This window comes from Seonamhaeicola sp. NFXS20, from assembly GCF_049132085.1.
Lineage (GTDB): Bacteria > Bacteroidota > Bacteroidia > Flavobacteriales > Flavobacteriaceae > Seonamhaeicola.
In genome coordinates this window covers 56,982-75,279 of record NZ_JAFMPU010000004.1, presented here as the reverse complement: position 1 = coordinate 75,279, position 18,298 = coordinate 56,982, and the positions used below count along the sequence as shown (strand labels likewise).

The following is an 18,298-nucleotide window of genomic DNA, read 5'->3' as shown; positions in this document are numbered from 1 at the left end:
TAGTTATTATGAAAATACAACGTAAGGTAGTGTTACTTTGCAGTTTAGTTATCTTTTTAGGACTAACTGCATGTTCACAAAAAGCAGTCGAAAAAGTAAAAGTGTATCCTGCCCCCGAAGGTATTGAACTATCCAAAACTTTTAAAGTAAGTGTTGAAGGACAGAACGTTCCAGTTTACACTTCTAAAATCCCACCAGATAATCCAATTCCACGGTTAAATCCAAATCGTGGCGATTATGGATTAGCATCCATTGCTTTTTTCGATATGAATGAAAGCGTAACGGTTTCAGTAAACTATACTGAAAAAGTCAACTCGGTAAAAATTTTACCAACTTCGTATGGAATAAAACCTAAGTTTGAAGGAAATACAATTACTTTTGAAATAGACCAACCTGGTCACGTAACCGTAGAGGTTAATGATGATTGGCACGAATCCTTACATATTTCAGCTAATCCATTTGAAGAAAATATTCCAGACCCAAACGATCCAAATGTCATTTATTTTGGACCAGGAATACATAATGTTTCTCAGGTAACCATTTCAGATAATCAAACTATTTACATTGCAGGTGGAGCCTATATTCGTTGTGGAGTACCAGAAAAAGAAGAAGAAATTGAGGTGAGAGGTCATTTAAGAAAAAAGCCAACCTTTATTCTAGAAGGAAAAAATGTAGCAATTAGAGGTCGTGGTATTATAGATCAAAGTGCTATCCCTAAAAAGATAAGACGGTATACTATTTTAGCTCATAAAGCAAAAGAGGTAACTATTGAAGGTGTAACTATTTTTGATCCAAGCCATTGGACTATTCCTATTCAAAGTTGTGACAATGTTCATGTAGATAATATAAAAATTATTGGCTGGAGAGGAAATGCAGATGGTGTAGATATTACAAGTAGTAGAGACTTGTTAGTAGAGAATTGCTTTATGAGAACCTTTGATGATGCTGTGGTAGTGAAATCTTTTGGAGGCCATGGAGAGGTTAACAATGTTCACACACGTAAATGTGTGGTGTGGAACGAATTAGCTCATTCTTTAAGTATTGGAGCAGAGGTACACGAAAATATTAGTAATGTTCTTTTTGAAGATTGCGATGTGATTCACGATGTTGGAAGAGAAACGGCTTTAAGAGTATACCATTGTGATGATGCAGTAATTAGTAATGTAACTTTTCAAAACATAAGAATAGAAGAAGCACGCCGATTAATCTCCTGTTGGATAGGAAAGACTAGATGGACAGAAACAGAAGAGCGCGGTAACATTCGTAATGTTTTATTTAAAGATATTACAGCTACATCAGCGCCAATTGATACCACCTTAACGGGGTTTCAAGATGGGCCTGATTGGAAACCTTACATTATAAAAGACCACGCCAGTATGCAACTTATTGGTTTTGATGAAGAACATACAATTGAAGGTGTTGTGTTCAATAATGTAATACTAGATGGTAAACCTATTACTAAAGAACAGATTACAGTTAATGAATTTGTGAAAAATGTAGAGATTAAATAGATGAATTATTAAAATGAAAAATATTATAACTCTTTTTTTATGTTTTACAGTAATGAGTTTTGCTCAAAACCCAATATTCACAAGTGTATTCACTGCAGACCCATCACCTCATGTTTGGCCTAATAATCCTGATAAACTGTGGGTATATACATCTCATGATGAACCAGGGTCTAACAACCATTATGGAATGACAGGCTATCATGCTTTTTCTACTACCGATATGGTGAATTGGACAGACCACGGGCGTATTCTTCATCTAGAAAATGTAGATTGGGCAGAAAGTCATGCGTGGGCTATGGATGCAGCATATTACCGTGGAAATTACTACCTGATTTATTGTATGAAGGAGGCCGGAATTGGTTTGTTTAGAACCGGAATTGCGCGTAGCGACAGACCAGAAGGTCCTTTCACAGATTTAGGGTATGTAAAAGGTGTTGAATTTGGGCAAGACCCAGCTTTGTTTATCGATGATGACGGAACGCCATATCTGTTTTGGGGGCACGATAGGCATTGTTACGGAGCAGAATTAAACAAAGATTTAATGTCTATTAAAAAAGAAACTTATATAGAGTTAACACCACAGTTGAAGTATGTATTTGAAGGACCTTGGGTACACAAACGCAACGGAAAATATTATTTAACCTATCCCGGATTAACACCTAGACGTTGGCCAGAAAAAATGTTTTATGCAGTGGCAGACAAACCGCTTGGGTCTTATGAATTTAAAGGTGTTTTTATTGATGATTTTAAAGGACAAAGTGGAACCAATCACGGTGGTACAGTTACCTACAAAGGAAAAGACATCATGTTTTATCACAGTGCGTGGTTGTCTGGTGGTTTAAGTGAAACACGTTCTGTAATGGCAGATTATTTAAAGTATGATAAAGATGGAAACATCCTCCCAATTGTACCATCAAAAAAAGGTTTAGGTAATGCTAAACGTACCAGAACTACACTTAAGTTAGAAGCAGAAAATGGTTTTGCTGCTGGAGGAGAGTTATATAATGTTATTGTGGATACTTGGATAAAAGACTTTAGCGGAAGAGGCTATGTAACCAATTTTGATAATCCGTATGACCACGTCTCAATATTAGCACAGGTAGCAAAACCAGCAAAATATCGTTTTAAAGTAAGATATGCTTCACCAGATGGCGAGTCTAATCACAACATTTTAATCAATAGTCATTTGTATCGTGAGTTTAAATTTCCGCAATCAAAAGAATTTACAGAAATAGATTTTGGTATAGTCAATTTAAAAGCAGGAGATAATTTGGTTAGAATATTCAGAAGTGATTGGAAACCAACCAAAGGCGATTTAGCAATCGATTATATCAAGTTAGAACAGGTTTTTGAAGATGAACTATAAAACAAGTATCAAACAACTATAAATTATGAAAAAATTATTAATAATAGTGCTAATGGTAGCACAAACCACCTTCATTTTCGCTCAAAATGTTACCGTAAATTCTAAAGATAAAGGTGAAAAATTTGAACATTTTTGGAGTAAATGTGTGGGGGCAGGTCGTGCCAACGAAGGGTTACGCGCTGGTTGGTTAGAACAATTAGAGAAAGTGCAAAAGGAATGTGGTTTTGAGTATGTAAGGTTTCACGGAATTTTTCACGATGATATGTTTCCTGTTTTTGAAAAAGACGGAAAGTATACATACAACTGGCAATATATTGATGATTTATTTGATAGAATGTTAGATTTAAACGTGCGTCCGTTTGTAGAACTAGCATTTTTTCCTAAACCATTAGCAGCCAAAAACAGTAAAACCCAATTTTGGTGGAAAGCCAATATTACGCCTGATGAGTCTAAATATAACGAGTGGTATAATTTGGTAAAAGCATTTACACAACACTGTGTAGACCGTTATGGTATTGATGAAGTTCTTACTTGGTATTTTGAAGTATGGAATGAACCAAACCTACACTATGGCTTTTTTGATGGTACTAAATCGCAATATTTCGAATTATACAAGCAATCGGTTTTAGCAGTGCGTTCTGTAGATAAGCGTTTAAAAGTAGGAGGACCATCAAGTAGTAATTTTGTTGCAGATGGTCGTTACAAGGGTGAAGTAGAAAGTAGAGATGGCGATTTAATTACGTTTACTGCAGATAATATTAACGATTTAGAATGGAAGGGCTCCTGGATAGTAGACTTTTTAGAATACTGCGAAAAAGAGAAACTACCTGTAGATTTTGTGTCAACCCACCCATATCCAACCGATTATCCATTTAATCCAAGAACAGGAAAAGGAAAGGATTTTTCTAGGTATGTTAATTCAACAAAAGATGATATTGAATGGTTAAATAAAACCATTAAAAATAGTGCATATCCAAATGCAGAAATTCATTTAACAGAGTGGAATACAAGCCCAAATAGTAGAGATGCTATGCACGATTTTTTACCACCAGCAGCATACATTACAAAAGTAAATTTAGATTGTATAGGAATGACAAATTCTCTTGCCTTTTGGACATTTACCGATATTTTTGAAGAAAAAGGAGGGGGAGAAAGTATTTTTCATGGAGGTTTTGGTATGATAAATTATCAAGGTTTGGTGAAGCCCTCCTACCATGCCTACCGTATGTTAAATCAATTAGGTGATGAAAAATTGTATAAAAACGATTATTTATTTATTAGCCGTAAATCGGGTGATGGAAAAATTGTTGCTCTTGCTTACAACTATCCAGAAGATCATTATAATGCAGTACCATCAAGTATTAGAAAAATTGATCAATATGAGCGAGGTTCAACCAGACAGTTAAACATGAAACTTACCAATTTAAAACCAGGTACACAGTTTAAGTTAGAAACATTAGACAAAGACCACGGTAATGTTTATAAATATTGGGAGAAAATGGGTAAACCAGAACCACCAACACGCGAGCAAATTAAAGTAATGAAACAATATGCCGAAAGTTTAAAAACAGAAATATTTACTGCTAATGCTAAAGGAGTGGTGTCTATTAATAGAGAATTGTCGCCATGGAGCTTGGTTTTAATTAAACAAATCAACTAACTTAAACATAGTATTAGTTGTTGATTTTTTTCAGAACCTTGAGAGTAATAGAATGCTTTCAAGGTTCTTTTTTTATGGTATAAACCCTACTTGGATTTAAAGTTATAAAACTTGCATCATAGTTTATATTAAAATCCTTAAGTGCAGTGTATTTTTACGTGTTAAAAATGTTATTCAATTTTAAATTAATAAATAAATGCTCCTTAAACAAAACTTTTTTCAATTTGCTATATGTAAAAATAGTCTGTGTTTAGTTACGGTGTTGCTTATATCATGTTTAGAATTAACAGCACAAACTATGGTTAACTCATTGCAAGAACTATTGCTTTATTTAGATGATAATAACGTACATGTTAAACTAAAACCGGGCACATATACCATTTCAGCTAAAGATATACATGAAGGCCATTTTAAAAGTGCTACAGTAGTTAAAAATCAAGCTAACGTGCTTTTTCTTTTTGAAGGAAATAATAGTATTTATGATTTTACAGGGGTTACTATAAATGTGAAAACCGAAGTGCTAAGTGCTTTTCCTAGTAAACGAGAAGAACTCTATGAAATTCAAATTATAGGTAATAAAAATATATTAAAAAACCTTACTATGGTTGATGAAGGGTCAGTTCATGATGCACCAACCAGACGCGCTACAAATATTGTTATGGATGGTGCAAGTAACAGAATTGAAGGGTTTCATATTACAACAAGAGGAGCTTACCCATATGGTTATGGAGATGCGTTTGGAAAAGGTGGTAAAAGTGTGATAAATCACAGAAAGCATTCATCATTTTTAATTCGTGGATACAAAAATCATGCTAAAAATTGTACCATAATACATCGTTCTTATGGGCATGCTATGTTTATGCAAGCTGCCGACTGGCCTATTATTGAAGGTTGCTATGTAGAGGGTGAGATGCGTTCAACAGATGATATGTGGACCGAAAAGGGAATGGGGTCTGAAGCCGATAAGGTAGATTTTAAAACCGTTTGGGGGTATAAATTACCAAAAGGTTATATGATGTGCTTGGGAGAAGAAGGTATCAGAGCGTATAATGGTGGAGAAACTATTATAGATGGAAAGGAATATAGAAGAGGAACATCAAACCCAACCATAATAAATTGTACTGTAAAAAACATGAGAGCTGGGGTAACATTAACGCATGCTACTGGTAAAAAATACGTAGAAGGCACAACGGTTATTGGTTGTGAAAGAGGATTTTGTATTGGTTCGGGCAATATTGTAGATTGTTATGCCGATACACAATACGGTCCTGCCTTGGGTGTAGATTATGAAAGTGATCAAGGTACAAAAGCAGATATTACCTTGTTGCCTTATGAAGGAAAATCATATAACGGAAGCGGTCATGCTGCTATAATTATTGGTAGTAATCATAAAATTATCTTGAGAAACGCGGTGGGTAATGCCAATAAAAACTTAAAAATAAATATTGGAGGCGATAATAAAACTATAGGCCTTTTAAAGCGAGACGAAAACTATTCTGCTTCAAATATTATACTTCATAATTTTACAGACTACCCTGTGGTTTTAGATGATAATAGTAAAAACTGTACAGGAGTATCAGTAGGACAGGTTATTGATGAAGGAAGTAATAATCATATTTTAAAAATAGTTAATTCAATAAAATAATTAATATAAGGTTAATGCCTTTATACATTTAAATAAAAGACTAGTTAAACATGACAAACAAATTAATTACATCAAATTTGAAAAATAGTTTAATCTTTTTTGGATTATTGTTTTCAATAAATTTAATAACTAATGCCCAAATAAAAGTTGGCTCTTTAGAAGAGTTGATACCCTATTTAGATGATGATAACGTCAATGTAAAACTAAAACCAGGTGTTTACTCTATTACGGTAGAAGATGTTGCTAATGGCAAATACAAAAAAGAAGTAAAATTAAAAAATATGAGTAAAGTATTATTGCTTTTTGAAGGTAGTAACAGTACATATGATTTTACAGGTGTAACCATAAATATCGAAACTAAAGTACTTCAGGCTTTTGGTAAGTACCAAGTGCACGAACTGCAAATTATAGGAAACAATAATGTACTTAAAAATTTAACCATGATTGATGATGGTTCGGTACACGATGCACCAGCAAGACGTGCCACTAATATTGTTATGGACGGAAAAAATAACAGAATTGAAGGTTTTCATGTAACAACAAAAGGTTCTTATCCATATGGGTATGGAGATGCTTTTGGTAAAGGTGGAAAAGTAGTAATTCCACATCGTAAGCACAGTGCTTGTTTAATTCGAGGTGAGTCCAATCATTTAAAAAATTCTAAATTTATCCATAGAAGTTACGGGCACTGTATTTTTATGCAAGCGGCTAGTAACCCTTTAATAGAAGGTTGTTATGTAGAGGGTGAAGTTCGTAAAACAGACGATATGCTTGCTGAAACATCAGGACCAGCTTTCAATGTTGATTTTATGACGGTTTGGGGGTACAAACTGCCTAAAGGTTACATGTTAAGTACAGGTGAAGCAGGAATTAGAGCATATAATGCAGGAGAAACCATTATAGATGGTAAAGAATACAGACGAGGAACATCTAACCCAACAATTTTAAATTGCACTATCAAATACATGAGAACAGGTGTAACCATAGCCCACGCCACAGGAAAAAAATATGTAGAAGGATGTACTGCAATTGCTTGCGAAAATGGGTTTTCTTTAGGTTCTGGAGAGGCCGTAAATTGTAGTGCCGATTGTGTTTTTGGTCCTGTGTATTCTACAACATATGAAAGAGATAAAAACTATAATGCAGATATCACCATTTTGCCAGCTAGTGAACCCTATTATAATGGTTCTGGCTCTGTAGCGTATATTGGAGGTAGTAATCATAAAATAACCTTAAAAGGAGGAGATGAAACAGTAGCGGAAGGTTTATTCATAAAAGTAGGAGGAGATAAAAACAGTATTCGTCTTATGCACGGTAATTTTCCTCACCAAAATGATTTTAAAGCTCATAGTTTTAACCTGAATAATCAAACCAAATTTCCGGTAAAATTATCACATAAAAGTGAAAATGTTAAAGTGAAATCTGTAGGTAAAATAACAGATTTAGGTGTTGATAATAATATCGAACAAATAAATAAATAATGTAAATACAAAAAATGAGGTTAAAAAGAATAACTATAGCTTTATTTATAGTGTTATTAATGGTTTCATGTAAATCTTCATCTGTTAAAGAAGCAACAAAACAGCATACAAATTTTGTAATTATTTATACAGATGATTTAGGTTATGGAGATTTATCTTGTTATGGCGCACAAGGGTATAGCACTCCAAATTTAGATAAAATGGCTAGTGAAGGTATGCGCTTTACAGATTTTTCGGTGTCAAGTTCTATCTGTTCTCCCTCAAGAGCAGGTTTACTAACAGGACGTTATGCCGAGCGTTGGGGGTATAAAGATGGTGTGTTTTGGCCTTATAGTAAAGATGGTATGCCCGCTAGCGAGGTTACAATAGCCGAAATTCTAAAAGAAAAAGGCTACGAAACAGGAATGGTTGGGAAGTGGCACTTAGGTCATAAAACCGAATTTGCACCAACATCTCAAGGGTTTAATATGTATTATGGTATTCCTTTTAGTAATGATATGTGGCAGGATCCAGAAATGCCATTGGCTGATACTGTTGTTTTTAATGAAGGGCTTTCTTTAGAAGATTTTAAAACCAAAAATCCTAAAAAGAAATTTAGAAACAAAGTGCCTTTAGTTGAAGGTAATGAAGTAATTGAATGGCCTGTAGATCAGGCATTACTAACTAAAAAATATACCAAAAAAGCCATACAATTTATTGAAGATAATAAAAGAGAACCATTCTTTCTTTACTTCGCTCATAGCATGCCTCATATTCCGTTATATGTTTCAAAAACATTTAAAGGAAAAACAGAACGCGGTCTATTTGGTGATGTTATTGAAGAAATAGATTGGTCTGTTGGAGAAATACTAAAAACTTTAAAAACAAATGGTTTAGCCGAAAACACATTAGTAATTTTTGCGTCAGACAACGGGCCTTGGATAAGTAAACAACCAAATGCAGGAACTGCAGGCGGATTAAGAGATGGAAAATTCTCGCCTTATGAAGGCGGAAGTAGAGTGCCTTGTATTGTTTGGCAACCAGGTTTTGTGCCACAAGGGGTGGTTTCTAATCAACAAACATCAACATTAGATATACTTCCTACAATAGCTAATTTAGTAGATAAAGATTTACCAAACAATCGAGTTATTGATGGCATTGATATTACACCTACTTTAACTGGAAAATTACAGAATATAAAAAGAGAATATTTTTTATATAGAGGTAATAATGCTATTAGAGTTGGCAATTGGAAATATGTAAAAACCAAAAAAGAAGAACAACTTTTTAATCTTTTAACGGATAAAGAAGAAACCAAAAATCTTATAGAAGCGCATCCAGAAAAGGCAGAATTTCTTAAATCTAAATTAAAATCTTTGTTAGCATCCTTATAAATAAATAGTTTTATGATACATGCTTTATAAGAAATGAATCATAATTTATAAAGGTTTTTTATAAGATAAATACATTTGTAAAACACCAAAATTAAATCCAGAATAATTCTATTTTATGAGAAAATCTTTAAATATCTACATGTATTATTGTTTTGCTTGTTTGTTACTAGTATTTCTAGCAAGTTGTAAAGCAGATAAAAAAGAAGTAGAGGTTAAAAATGAAAATATAAAGCCAAATGTAATTGTAATTATGGTTGATGATGTAGGGTATGGAGATATAGCAGCTCATGGAAATAAGTGGATTAAAACACCAAACATAGATAAATTGCATAGCCAAAGTGTACGTTTAACAGATTATCATGTAAGTCCAACTTGTGCACCCACACGTGCAGCATTTATGACAGGGCACCACAATTACAGAACAGGGGTATTTTTCACTATTAAAGGGCGCTCGCTTATTCTTGAAAAAGAAAAAACCATGGCGCAGGTGTTTAAAGAAAACGGTTATAATACAGCTATGTTTGGTAAATGGCATTTAGGTGATAATTATCCGTTTCGTCCTCAAGACAAAGGGTTCGATGAGGTTTTAATGAATAATGGTGGTGGTGTAGGGCAAACTATGGATTATTGGAATAATGATTATTTTGATGATACCTATGTTCATAACGGTAAATTAGAAAAATTTGAAGGTTATTGTACAGATGTGTGGTTTGAAAACGCAAAAGAATATATTGGTAAACATAAAGACAAACCATTCTTTTGTTACCTGTCTACCAATGCAGCACATTCACCATATTGGGTAGATAATAAATATTCAGACCCTTATAAGGATAATGAAAATATCCCAAATGCAGCATTTTACGGCATGATTGCTAATATTGATGAAAACCTTGGCAAGCTAGTAGATTATTTAAAATCTATTAATTTAATGGATAATACCATTCTTATTTTTACTGCAGATAATGGTTCTGCAGCAGGAAACAAAATGGGTAAGGGGCAAGACAGACTAGATGGTTTTATTGCTAAAGGCTATAATGCTGGTATGCGAGGTGTAAAAGCTAGCATGTATGAAGGCGGACACCGAGTGCCATTTTATATTCATTGGAAAAATGGCGGGATAAACATAGGTAAAGATATAAACGATTTAACCGCACATTATGATGTGTTTCCAACTTTGGTAGACCTATGTGGGTTAGAACTTAAAGAAGATTTAAAGTTTGATGGTTCTAGTTTAGTACCTCTAATGAATGGTGATAATTCTAATTTTGAAGATCGAATTGTTTACGTAAATACGCAATTTTCTACAGATCCAGTACCATGGAAACGTACTGCTTTAATGCATAAAAATTGGAGATTGGTTGAAGGAACTGAGCTTTACGATTTAAAAACCGACCCCGAACAACGAATAAATTTAGCAGAAAAATTCCCAGAAAAAGTAGCAGAATATAAGGCAGCGTATGATAAATGGTGGGCAGAAATATCGCCTACTTTCAAAGAAAAACCATATTTTATTATTGGTAATGAAGCTGAAAACCCAACAACACTATTTTGCCATGATTGGCACAGTGAAACATTTACACCATGGAAACAAGATCACATACGTATGGGGCAAATCAACAACGGGTTTTGGCGTGTAAAGGTTGAAGAACCCGGAACTTACACCATTAAATTACGTCGTTGGCCAGAAGAAACGCATTTACCATTAGGAGCAAAAGCACCTGTGCGTCCTGCTCTTGAAGGAACTAGTGTTACCCCAAGTAAAGAAGGTAAAGCCTTAAATATCACAAATTCTAGAATTGAAATTCAGGACATTAAAATGTCTAACCCCGTTAATTTAGATGCTGAGTATGTGGAATATACCGTTAAATTAGAAAAAGGAGAAACTCATTTAAAAACCTGGTTTACTTTAGATTCAGGTGAAGAATTAGGAGCTTATTATGCTACTATTAAAAAAGAAAGTTAACATTAAACAATAATATAAATTAATGAAATATTATAAACTTTTAAAAAAGACCTTAATTACAGCATGTTTGTTCTTAATTGTACTTTCGGGCTGTAAGAATAAAACAGAATCAAAATCAGAATCTGTAAAAGAAACTAAAAAACCCAACTTTCTATTTGTTTTAGTTGATGACCAATCACCGTTTGATTTACAAACATATAATCCTAATTCTATTCTAGAAACTCCAACAATAAGTAAGTTGGCTCAAGAGGGTATTGTGTTTGATGGAGCTCGCCATATGGGGTCTATGAATGGAGCTGTTTGTACACCATCTCGCCACATGATTATGAGCGGACGCACCTTATGGCATTTACCACCAAGTGCAGAGTTTCAAAAACAAACAGATCCGCATGAAATAGACGAGCAAACTATAGGAGCGGTTTTTAATCGCGCCGGTTATAAAACTATGCGTACTTGTAAAAAAGGAAATTCGTATCCTGGAGCAAACAGGCAATTTAGTGTTGTAAAAGACGCCACAAAACGTGGTGGTACAGAAGAAACCGGTAGCGCGTGGCATGCAGAACAGGTGTTAACTTATTTAAACCAAAGAGAACAAACCAAAGAAGAAGATCCGTTTTTTATCTATTTCGGTTTTTCACATCCTCATGATACCCGAAATGGAACACCAGAATTGCTAGAAAAGTATGGTGCCATTAATCATAAAGATAAGAATTCATTACCACCATTAAATGAAAAACAGCCCCAATTGCCACCAAACTATTTAGAAGAGCATCCGTTTCATCATGGTCATCCAAATTTAAGAGATGAAGAAAGAGTAAGTGGCGTTTGGAAAAATAGAGATGAAAATACTATTAGAAATGAATTGGGTAGAGAGTTTGCTTGTTCAGAAAATATAGACATTCAATTAAATAAAGTTTTAACAAAACTAGAGGCCATGGGGGAATTAGATAACACGTACATTATCTATACCGCAGATCATGGTATGGCAATTGGACGTCATGGTTTACAGGGAAAACAAAATTTATATGAACATACTTGGAGGGTGCCTTTCATTGTAAAAGGTCCTAATTTGCCTTCAGGAAAACGAGTTAAAGGCAATATTTACTTATTAGATGTGTTGCCAACATTATGTGATTTGGCTGGTATAGAAGCACCAGAGACTGTTGAAGGTGAAAGTTTTGTACCTGTTTTAAAAGGAGAAAAAGAAACAGTTAGAGATGTTATGTACGGTGTTTATTGTGGCGGTACTAAACCAGGTATTCGTGCAGTTAAAAAGGGCGATTGGAAGCTTATAAAGTATGATGTTATGGGTGGTGCAGTAAGAGAAACACAACTCTTTAACATAGCAGAAAACCCTCATGAATTTTTACCAGAACACGGTAAAGAAGGAGAGATGTTAACCAATTTAGCAAATAATCTAAAATATGCCGATAAGTTAGCTGAAATGGAAGCTCTTTTATTAGAACAGATGGAAAAACATGATGACCCTTACCGCTTGTGGAACCAACCACAAGTTAAGTAAATGGAAAGCTGTTTTAGTTTTAATAAGTGCTGTATTCTTAATTTAGAATGCAGCACTTTTTGTTATTATCACCTTTATATTAATAAATATGAGTAATAAGTTTAAGTCATGGCATCATAATTTACAGTATTATTTACAATCTATTCATAATATTATAACAACTAACTAAATTAAATAACATTATAATTATGAATGATAAAAAAAAGAGGTTTTTCTTTCTTTTCATCTTTTTAGTACTACCTCTTACTTCCGTTTTTGCACAATTGGTACATCCTGGTATATCTCATAGCATGTCTGATTTAGAACGTATTAAAGCTATGGTAGAAGCAGGTGAGGAGCCTTGGGCTTCAGAGTTTGCAAATTTTAGTTCCAATAGTAAATCTTTATGTAGTTACACAGTAAAAGGTGATACTAGTATTACAGAGATAACTAATCATAGTGATTTTCAAAATGATGGTTATGCAGCATATTATAACGCGCTCATGTGGTATATAACAGGAGATGAATGTCATGCAGAAAAGGCTGTAGAGATATTTAATTCATGGGTAAATGTTACTAATACAACTGGTATTCCGCTAAATCAAGGTCGAGGCCCTTGGAAAATGTGTGAAGGTGCAGAAATTATAAAACACACATACGATGGATGGTCTATAGCAGATCAACAGAAATTTGCAGATATGTTGGTTTATCCCGGATATTCTACAACAACTGTCCCCACTGGTAATAAGACATTTTACTGGAATCTTTACCAAGGCGATCCAGGGCGTTATGGTAATCAAGGGTTATTTGCATATCGTTCACTAATGGCAATGGCTATTTTTTTAGATAATGAAATAATGTATGATAGAGCCCTTCGTTATTTGCAAGGGTTACCGCATAGAGCAGATGATTTAGCTTACCCTTCTGGACCTCCAGACCTTAACACAAACACCCCATACAATGACTGCGAGTATATAGAAGAACGTAATAGTACGGGTAGACTTAATACAATAGAAGATTATGGTTACAATGAAGTTATAAGTAACTATATCTATGAAAATGGACAATGTCAGGAATCGGCTAGAGATCAAGTACATTCTTCTGTAGGTATTCAAATTATTGCATGTATGGCTGAAATGGCTTGGAATCAAGGGGATAATTTGTATGGGCATTTAGATAACCGTTTATTAAAAGGTATAGAGTTTTTTTTCAGGTATAATGTAGGCGCAGATCAGTTTAGTGCTTATGGGCATCCAGATTGGAACCCTACTGTTGCCTCAGGGGAGTTTTTAGAACGATGGGATCGAACTGGTCGGTTCTTGGCAAAAAAAATAAATCCGCACGTAGTTTGTGATTATACTAGAGATAGTAGAGGTGAAGATGTGCTAGATCCATGGTATGAAATGGTATTAGGGCATTATAGAGATCGCATAAATTTACCATCAAATAATTATGAATGGACATTAAAAGGTCTGGAAATTTATCAGGACGTAATAGGTTTTGAAGGAGAGCACCGACCTTCAGAATTTCATGGTTGGGGTGGTTTGAAATTCCATAGAGTAAGTCCCGGAGATCCTATAAGTGGTTTTGATTTAAATGGACTTCCTGTGTTTAAAATGAATGATTTAACAGCTACCATTGAAGCTGAGAATTATGATTACTTACCAATAGATGGAGAAGGTCTGGTTTACAGTGATGATGACATAAACAATTCGGGTGGCGAATATAGAACCACAGAAAGTGTTGATATTGAAGCTAAATCTGGAGGTGGGTACAATATTACATCAATTAAATCTGGAGAATGGCTTACATATACTATCGCAGTTCCTGAAAGAGCCACCTATAGCATTGCTATTAACTATGCAGCTTCACAATCTGGAGCAACCATGAAGTTTGCTTTTAATGAAGAAGAAAAAACTACAGATTTACAAGTGCCATTTGGAGCCCCTAACTCAACAGGAGAAACAGATTGGAAAAGCTATATCATTGCCGAAGATATTGTTTTAAACCAAGGAGTTCAGAGTTTAAAAATAATGTTTAATGGCACTTCGGATGCGTTTAAATTAGATAGCTTTTCAATAAACAAAACAGGCATAACTAAAAGTGACCAAACCATTCAATTTTTTACAATTTCAGATAAAGTAGTTGGAGGTGCTGATTTCAATCCAGAGGCTACAGCAAGTTCTGGGCTTGATGTTAGTTACTCCAGTTCAAACCCTTCGGTGGCAACTATAGTAGGTGGTAAAGTGCATATTGTAGGAACAGGTATTACAACCATTACAGCTAATCAATCTGGGAATGAATTATATTATCCTGCACCAAGTGTATCGCAACAACTTCGTGTGGTAGAAGCCGTAGCGGGGACATTAAATTTAGATGTAGAAGCAGATGCCTATGTGCATTTATCTAATGTAAATACCAATTATGGCGCTGCTACGGTTTTAGTAACTAAAGGCGAAGGTAGGTATGCTTATTTGAAGTTTGATTTAAGTAGCGTACCCGGAACTATTATATCGGCTAAACTTAGAATTTATCAAAGAACAGGTTTTAGTCAGGTACGTACAGTTTACGATGTGGCGGATGATAGTTGGACAGAGACAGGTATAACATGGGCTAATAAACCAGATTATAACAATCAGCGATCTAGTGCTACAACTACCTCTACATGGAGTGAATGGGATGTGTCGTCATACGTAGCACAGGAGTACAATGGTGATAAAACAATCACATTTGTTGTAAAAGACGATAATAATAATTCAAGCGGTATTGATTTTCGTAGTAAGGAATTCGACCCCACATTAGTACCAGAACTTATTGTAGAGTATGCCAGTGAACCTTTAAGTATTAATGCTGTAGAGCAAAGTCTAAAATTATATCCTAACCCAGTTAATATTGAGTTTTCTCTAAGAGACTGTATGGGGTCAAATCTGTCAGTTTTTAATTTGTTAGGAAAGCAGGTGTTATCGGTTGATATTAAAAAAAATGAAGAAACTATTGATGTTAGCAATTTAACTAGTGGAGTTTATTTTGTTCAAGTAAAGAATAACGAAAAAGTGATTACCAAAAAAATTGTTAAGAAATAATGAGAAAAAAAAGTATCAATAATAAAATGTTTTTAAAACTTAGTCAACCGTTTTGTTTTGTGGCTCTTTTGATTTTGACTATAAATAGTTTTTCTCAATCCATTGTGGTAAATTCAACTAATTACAAGCAAACCATAGATATGATAGGAGGCGATATGGAGCGTAGTTCAAAGGCTATTCAAAATGCTCAGAATAAAGCAGATATTCTTCAGTGGAGTTTCAAAGATATCAATTTTAATGTTTGTAGAGTGCAATATGATAAAAACCAAGAATTGACTGAGGGCGTTAAAAATTGGGCGTTTTATGATAAGCAAGTTACTACTATGCAAGCTATTAAGGAAATAAACCCAGATATTAAATTTTTTGCCACAATGCGTTCAGATTACGATGGGTATGGTGATGATAATAATATGCCAGATTGGATACATACCTACAGTACAAAAGCAACTAATGTACAAAAATACGGAGTTTTTTTAGCAGATTATTGTGAATACATGAGTCAACAAGGGGTGCCTATTTCTATTCTTTCAACAGCAAAAGAATGGATGTGGCATGTTAGAGCATCAGAGGCCAAAGATATTATAAATACACTATATACTGAGTTGGATAATCGTGGAATTGATAAACCAATAATTATAGATCAAGGATTTTGGAGTATAACCGCAGGATTAACCTATTTAAATGATGTACAATCACTTGGAACTAAAGATTTATATAGTGGTTTTTGTAGTCATAACTATTCTAATTTAGGCCCAGAAAAATGGGTGGAAATAACAGAAAAAGCAATTGCTTTAGGCAAGCCAATGTATGATGATGAAACAAGTACGGGTAGTGGGTCTCCAACTTATGGGGAAGAAAGACCAATGTGGAAACAAATAGACGAGTACATTAAGAAAGCACAACGTTATGAAGCCGGTTTAAGTGGAGAGGTTTATTTTGAAATTTGGTCTCGAGGTATTGATAAAGAAACAAGAGCTATTTATTTTTCTAATAATGGAACAGGTAGAAGGCTTCGAGGGTATTATATGATGAAACATTTTTCTAATAACATTTTAAATCATAAATATCTTACAACTTCTGTAAATAATGCTCCAGATGTTTATACAATCACCTTTAGGAAAGATAACAAAATAGTACTTTGGGTAATTAACGAAGGTAATACTAGCTATACACTTCCAATTAAAATGGACCAATCTACCATTACTAGTGAAATTAGTACACATTATTGGACAAACAATACACCAATAGAAGGTGTAGAAACTACTTATATAGCTTCGGGAAATACGTTTATTCCTACAATAGAATCTGAAAGTATGAATTGCTATATTTTTAATGTTACTGAAGACGATGTGGATGTATGTAGTTTGCCACAAACAACTTTATATGAAGCAGAGTGTTATGATGAAATGTTAGGAGTAACTACAGAACCAAATACAGAGAGAACAGAAAGTGTAACGAATATAGAAAATGGAGATTGGATTAAATTTGAAGCTGTAGATTTAGGTAGTGGAGTTACTAATTTCAGCGCAAGGGCAGCTTGTAATACATCTGGAGGTTCCATAGAAGTTAGAATAGGTAGTCCAACAGGAACTCTAGTAGGAACTATTTCTGTAGTAAATACTGGTGGAGATCAAAATTGGGATAACTTTTCTACAACTACAAGTGTGCTTTCTGGAGTTAAAGATTTATACTTGGTTTTTAAAGGAGCTACATCAAGTTTGTTTAATCTCAATTGGTTTAAACTAGAGCCAATGCCAGCATCAGTAGTACTTAATGCAGAAACCTCTAATAAAAAGGTTAACTTAACTTGGTCTCTACAAAATATAGTGCCTGCTATTCAAAACATTTATAGAAACGCTCATTTTAGTGAAACAGGAAAAAGCTTAATAGCTGAAAATGTAGTAGGTACTAGCTATACAGATACGTCTGTAAATAATGGTGAAACGTATTATTATTGGATAGAAGCTGTCAATTCATCGGCAACTATTGTGCAATCTAATTTTGTAGAAGCAACACCTTCAATACCAAATTTAGCTCTGGCTTCAAGAGGATGTATAGCTACACAATCATCAACTGGTTGGGATGGTTTTCCAGAGCTAGCCATTGATGGGAATACAGATGGTAATTTTAACAATGGTTCTGTAACACATACTTCGGCAGATGCCATTTTAGATCCAGAACCATGGTGGCAAGTAGATTTACAAGCTAATTATAACATAGAGACCATTAGTGTTTATAACAGAACTGGTAGCAATTATGGTGATAGATTAAACAATTTTACTATTGAAGTTAAAGATGCCAATGGAAACACAACTTATAGTCAATTTTATACAGAGCAACCAGATCCTCCTTTATTAACTATTAATACAGAAGGTGTTGTAGGAAGGGTAGTAAAAATATCTAAAACATCATCAACGGCGTTATCTCTTGCCGAAGTTGAGGTTTATGGAGAGGGTACAGCCTTATCTAACAAAAAAAATGAATTTAATAATAGGGTGAGATTATATCCAAATCCAGTAAATAATAATTTTTTTTTAAGCCATTGTATAGGGGCTAAACTATCCATTTATAACATTTTAGGAAATAAAGTATTAACAACTAATGTTAAGCAACACAATCAAACAATAGATGTTAGTCATATAAACAACGGGGTTTATTTAGTGTGTGTGAATAAAAATGGTAGGCTAATAACAAAAAAAATAATTAAAAACTAAA

10 protein-coding genes are annotated in these 18,298 nt (G+C 34.1%); all 10 read left to right on the top strand.

What is annotated here, in order from left to right:
- Positions 1-8 precede the first annotated feature (8 nt).
- Positions 9-1,511, top strand: a complete 1,503-nt coding sequence (locus tag J1D01_RS08040; RefSeq protein ID WP_421150450.1) for a glycosyl hydrolase family 28 protein — start codon at positions 9-11, stop codon at positions 1,509-1,511.
- Positions 1,512-1,524: 13 nt separating this feature from the next.
- Positions 1,525-2,877 carry a family 43 glycosylhydrolase gene (locus J1D01_RS08035; RefSeq protein WP_421150449.1) on the top strand — a complete coding sequence of 451 codons (1,353 nt, stop codon included), beginning with the start codon at positions 1,525-1,527 and terminating at the stop codon, positions 2,875-2,877.
- A 25-nt stretch (positions 2,878-2,902) separates the two neighbouring features.
- On the top strand, positions 2,903-4,537 hold the full coding sequence (locus tag J1D01_RS08030; RefSeq protein WP_421150448.1) for a GH39 family glycosyl hydrolase: 1,635 nt from the start codon (positions 2,903-2,905) through the stop codon (positions 4,535-4,537).
- Between the two features lie 196 nt (positions 4,538-4,733).
- Positions 4,734-6,182: a hypothetical protein gene (locus J1D01_RS08025; RefSeq protein WP_372936958.1), complete on the top strand. Its 1,449-nt coding sequence runs from the start codon at positions 4,734-4,736 to the stop codon at positions 6,180-6,182.
- Positions 6,183-6,232: 50 nt separating this feature from the next.
- Positions 6,233-7,663, top strand: a complete 1,431-nt coding sequence (locus tag J1D01_RS08020) for a hypothetical protein (protein ID WP_421150447.1) — start codon at positions 6,233-6,235, stop codon at positions 7,661-7,663.
- Positions 7,664-7,677: 14 nt separating this feature from the next.
- Positions 7,678-9,036: a sulfatase gene (locus J1D01_RS08015; protein ID WP_421150446.1), complete on the top strand. Its 1,359-nt coding sequence runs from the start codon at positions 7,678-7,680 to the stop codon at positions 9,034-9,036.
- Between the two features lie 115 nt (positions 9,037-9,151).
- Positions 9,152-10,999 carry an arylsulfatase gene (locus J1D01_RS08010; protein ID WP_421150445.1) on the top strand — a complete coding sequence of 616 codons (1,848 nt, stop codon included), beginning with the start codon at positions 9,152-9,154 and terminating at the stop codon, positions 10,997-10,999.
- Between the two features lie 22 nt (positions 11,000-11,021).
- Entirely contained in the window at positions 11,022-12,521 is a 1,500-nt protein-coding gene (locus tag J1D01_RS08005) for a sulfatase-like hydrolase/transferase (RefSeq protein ID WP_421150444.1), read from the top strand.
- A 188-nt stretch (positions 12,522-12,709) separates the two neighbouring features.
- The gene (locus J1D01_RS08000; protein WP_421150443.1) at positions 12,710-15,583 is read left to right on the top strand and encodes a DUF7594 domain-containing protein; all 2,874 of its coding nucleotides are present in this window, start codon (positions 12,710-12,712) and stop codon (positions 15,581-15,583) included.
- Positions 15,583-18,297, top strand: a complete 2,715-nt coding sequence (locus J1D01_RS07995; RefSeq protein WP_421150442.1) for a carbohydrate-binding protein — start codon at positions 15,583-15,585, stop codon at positions 18,295-18,297. Before J1D01_RS08000 ends, J1D01_RS07995 begins: the two co-directional genes overlap by 1 nt.
- Position 18,298 lies beyond the last annotated feature (1 nt).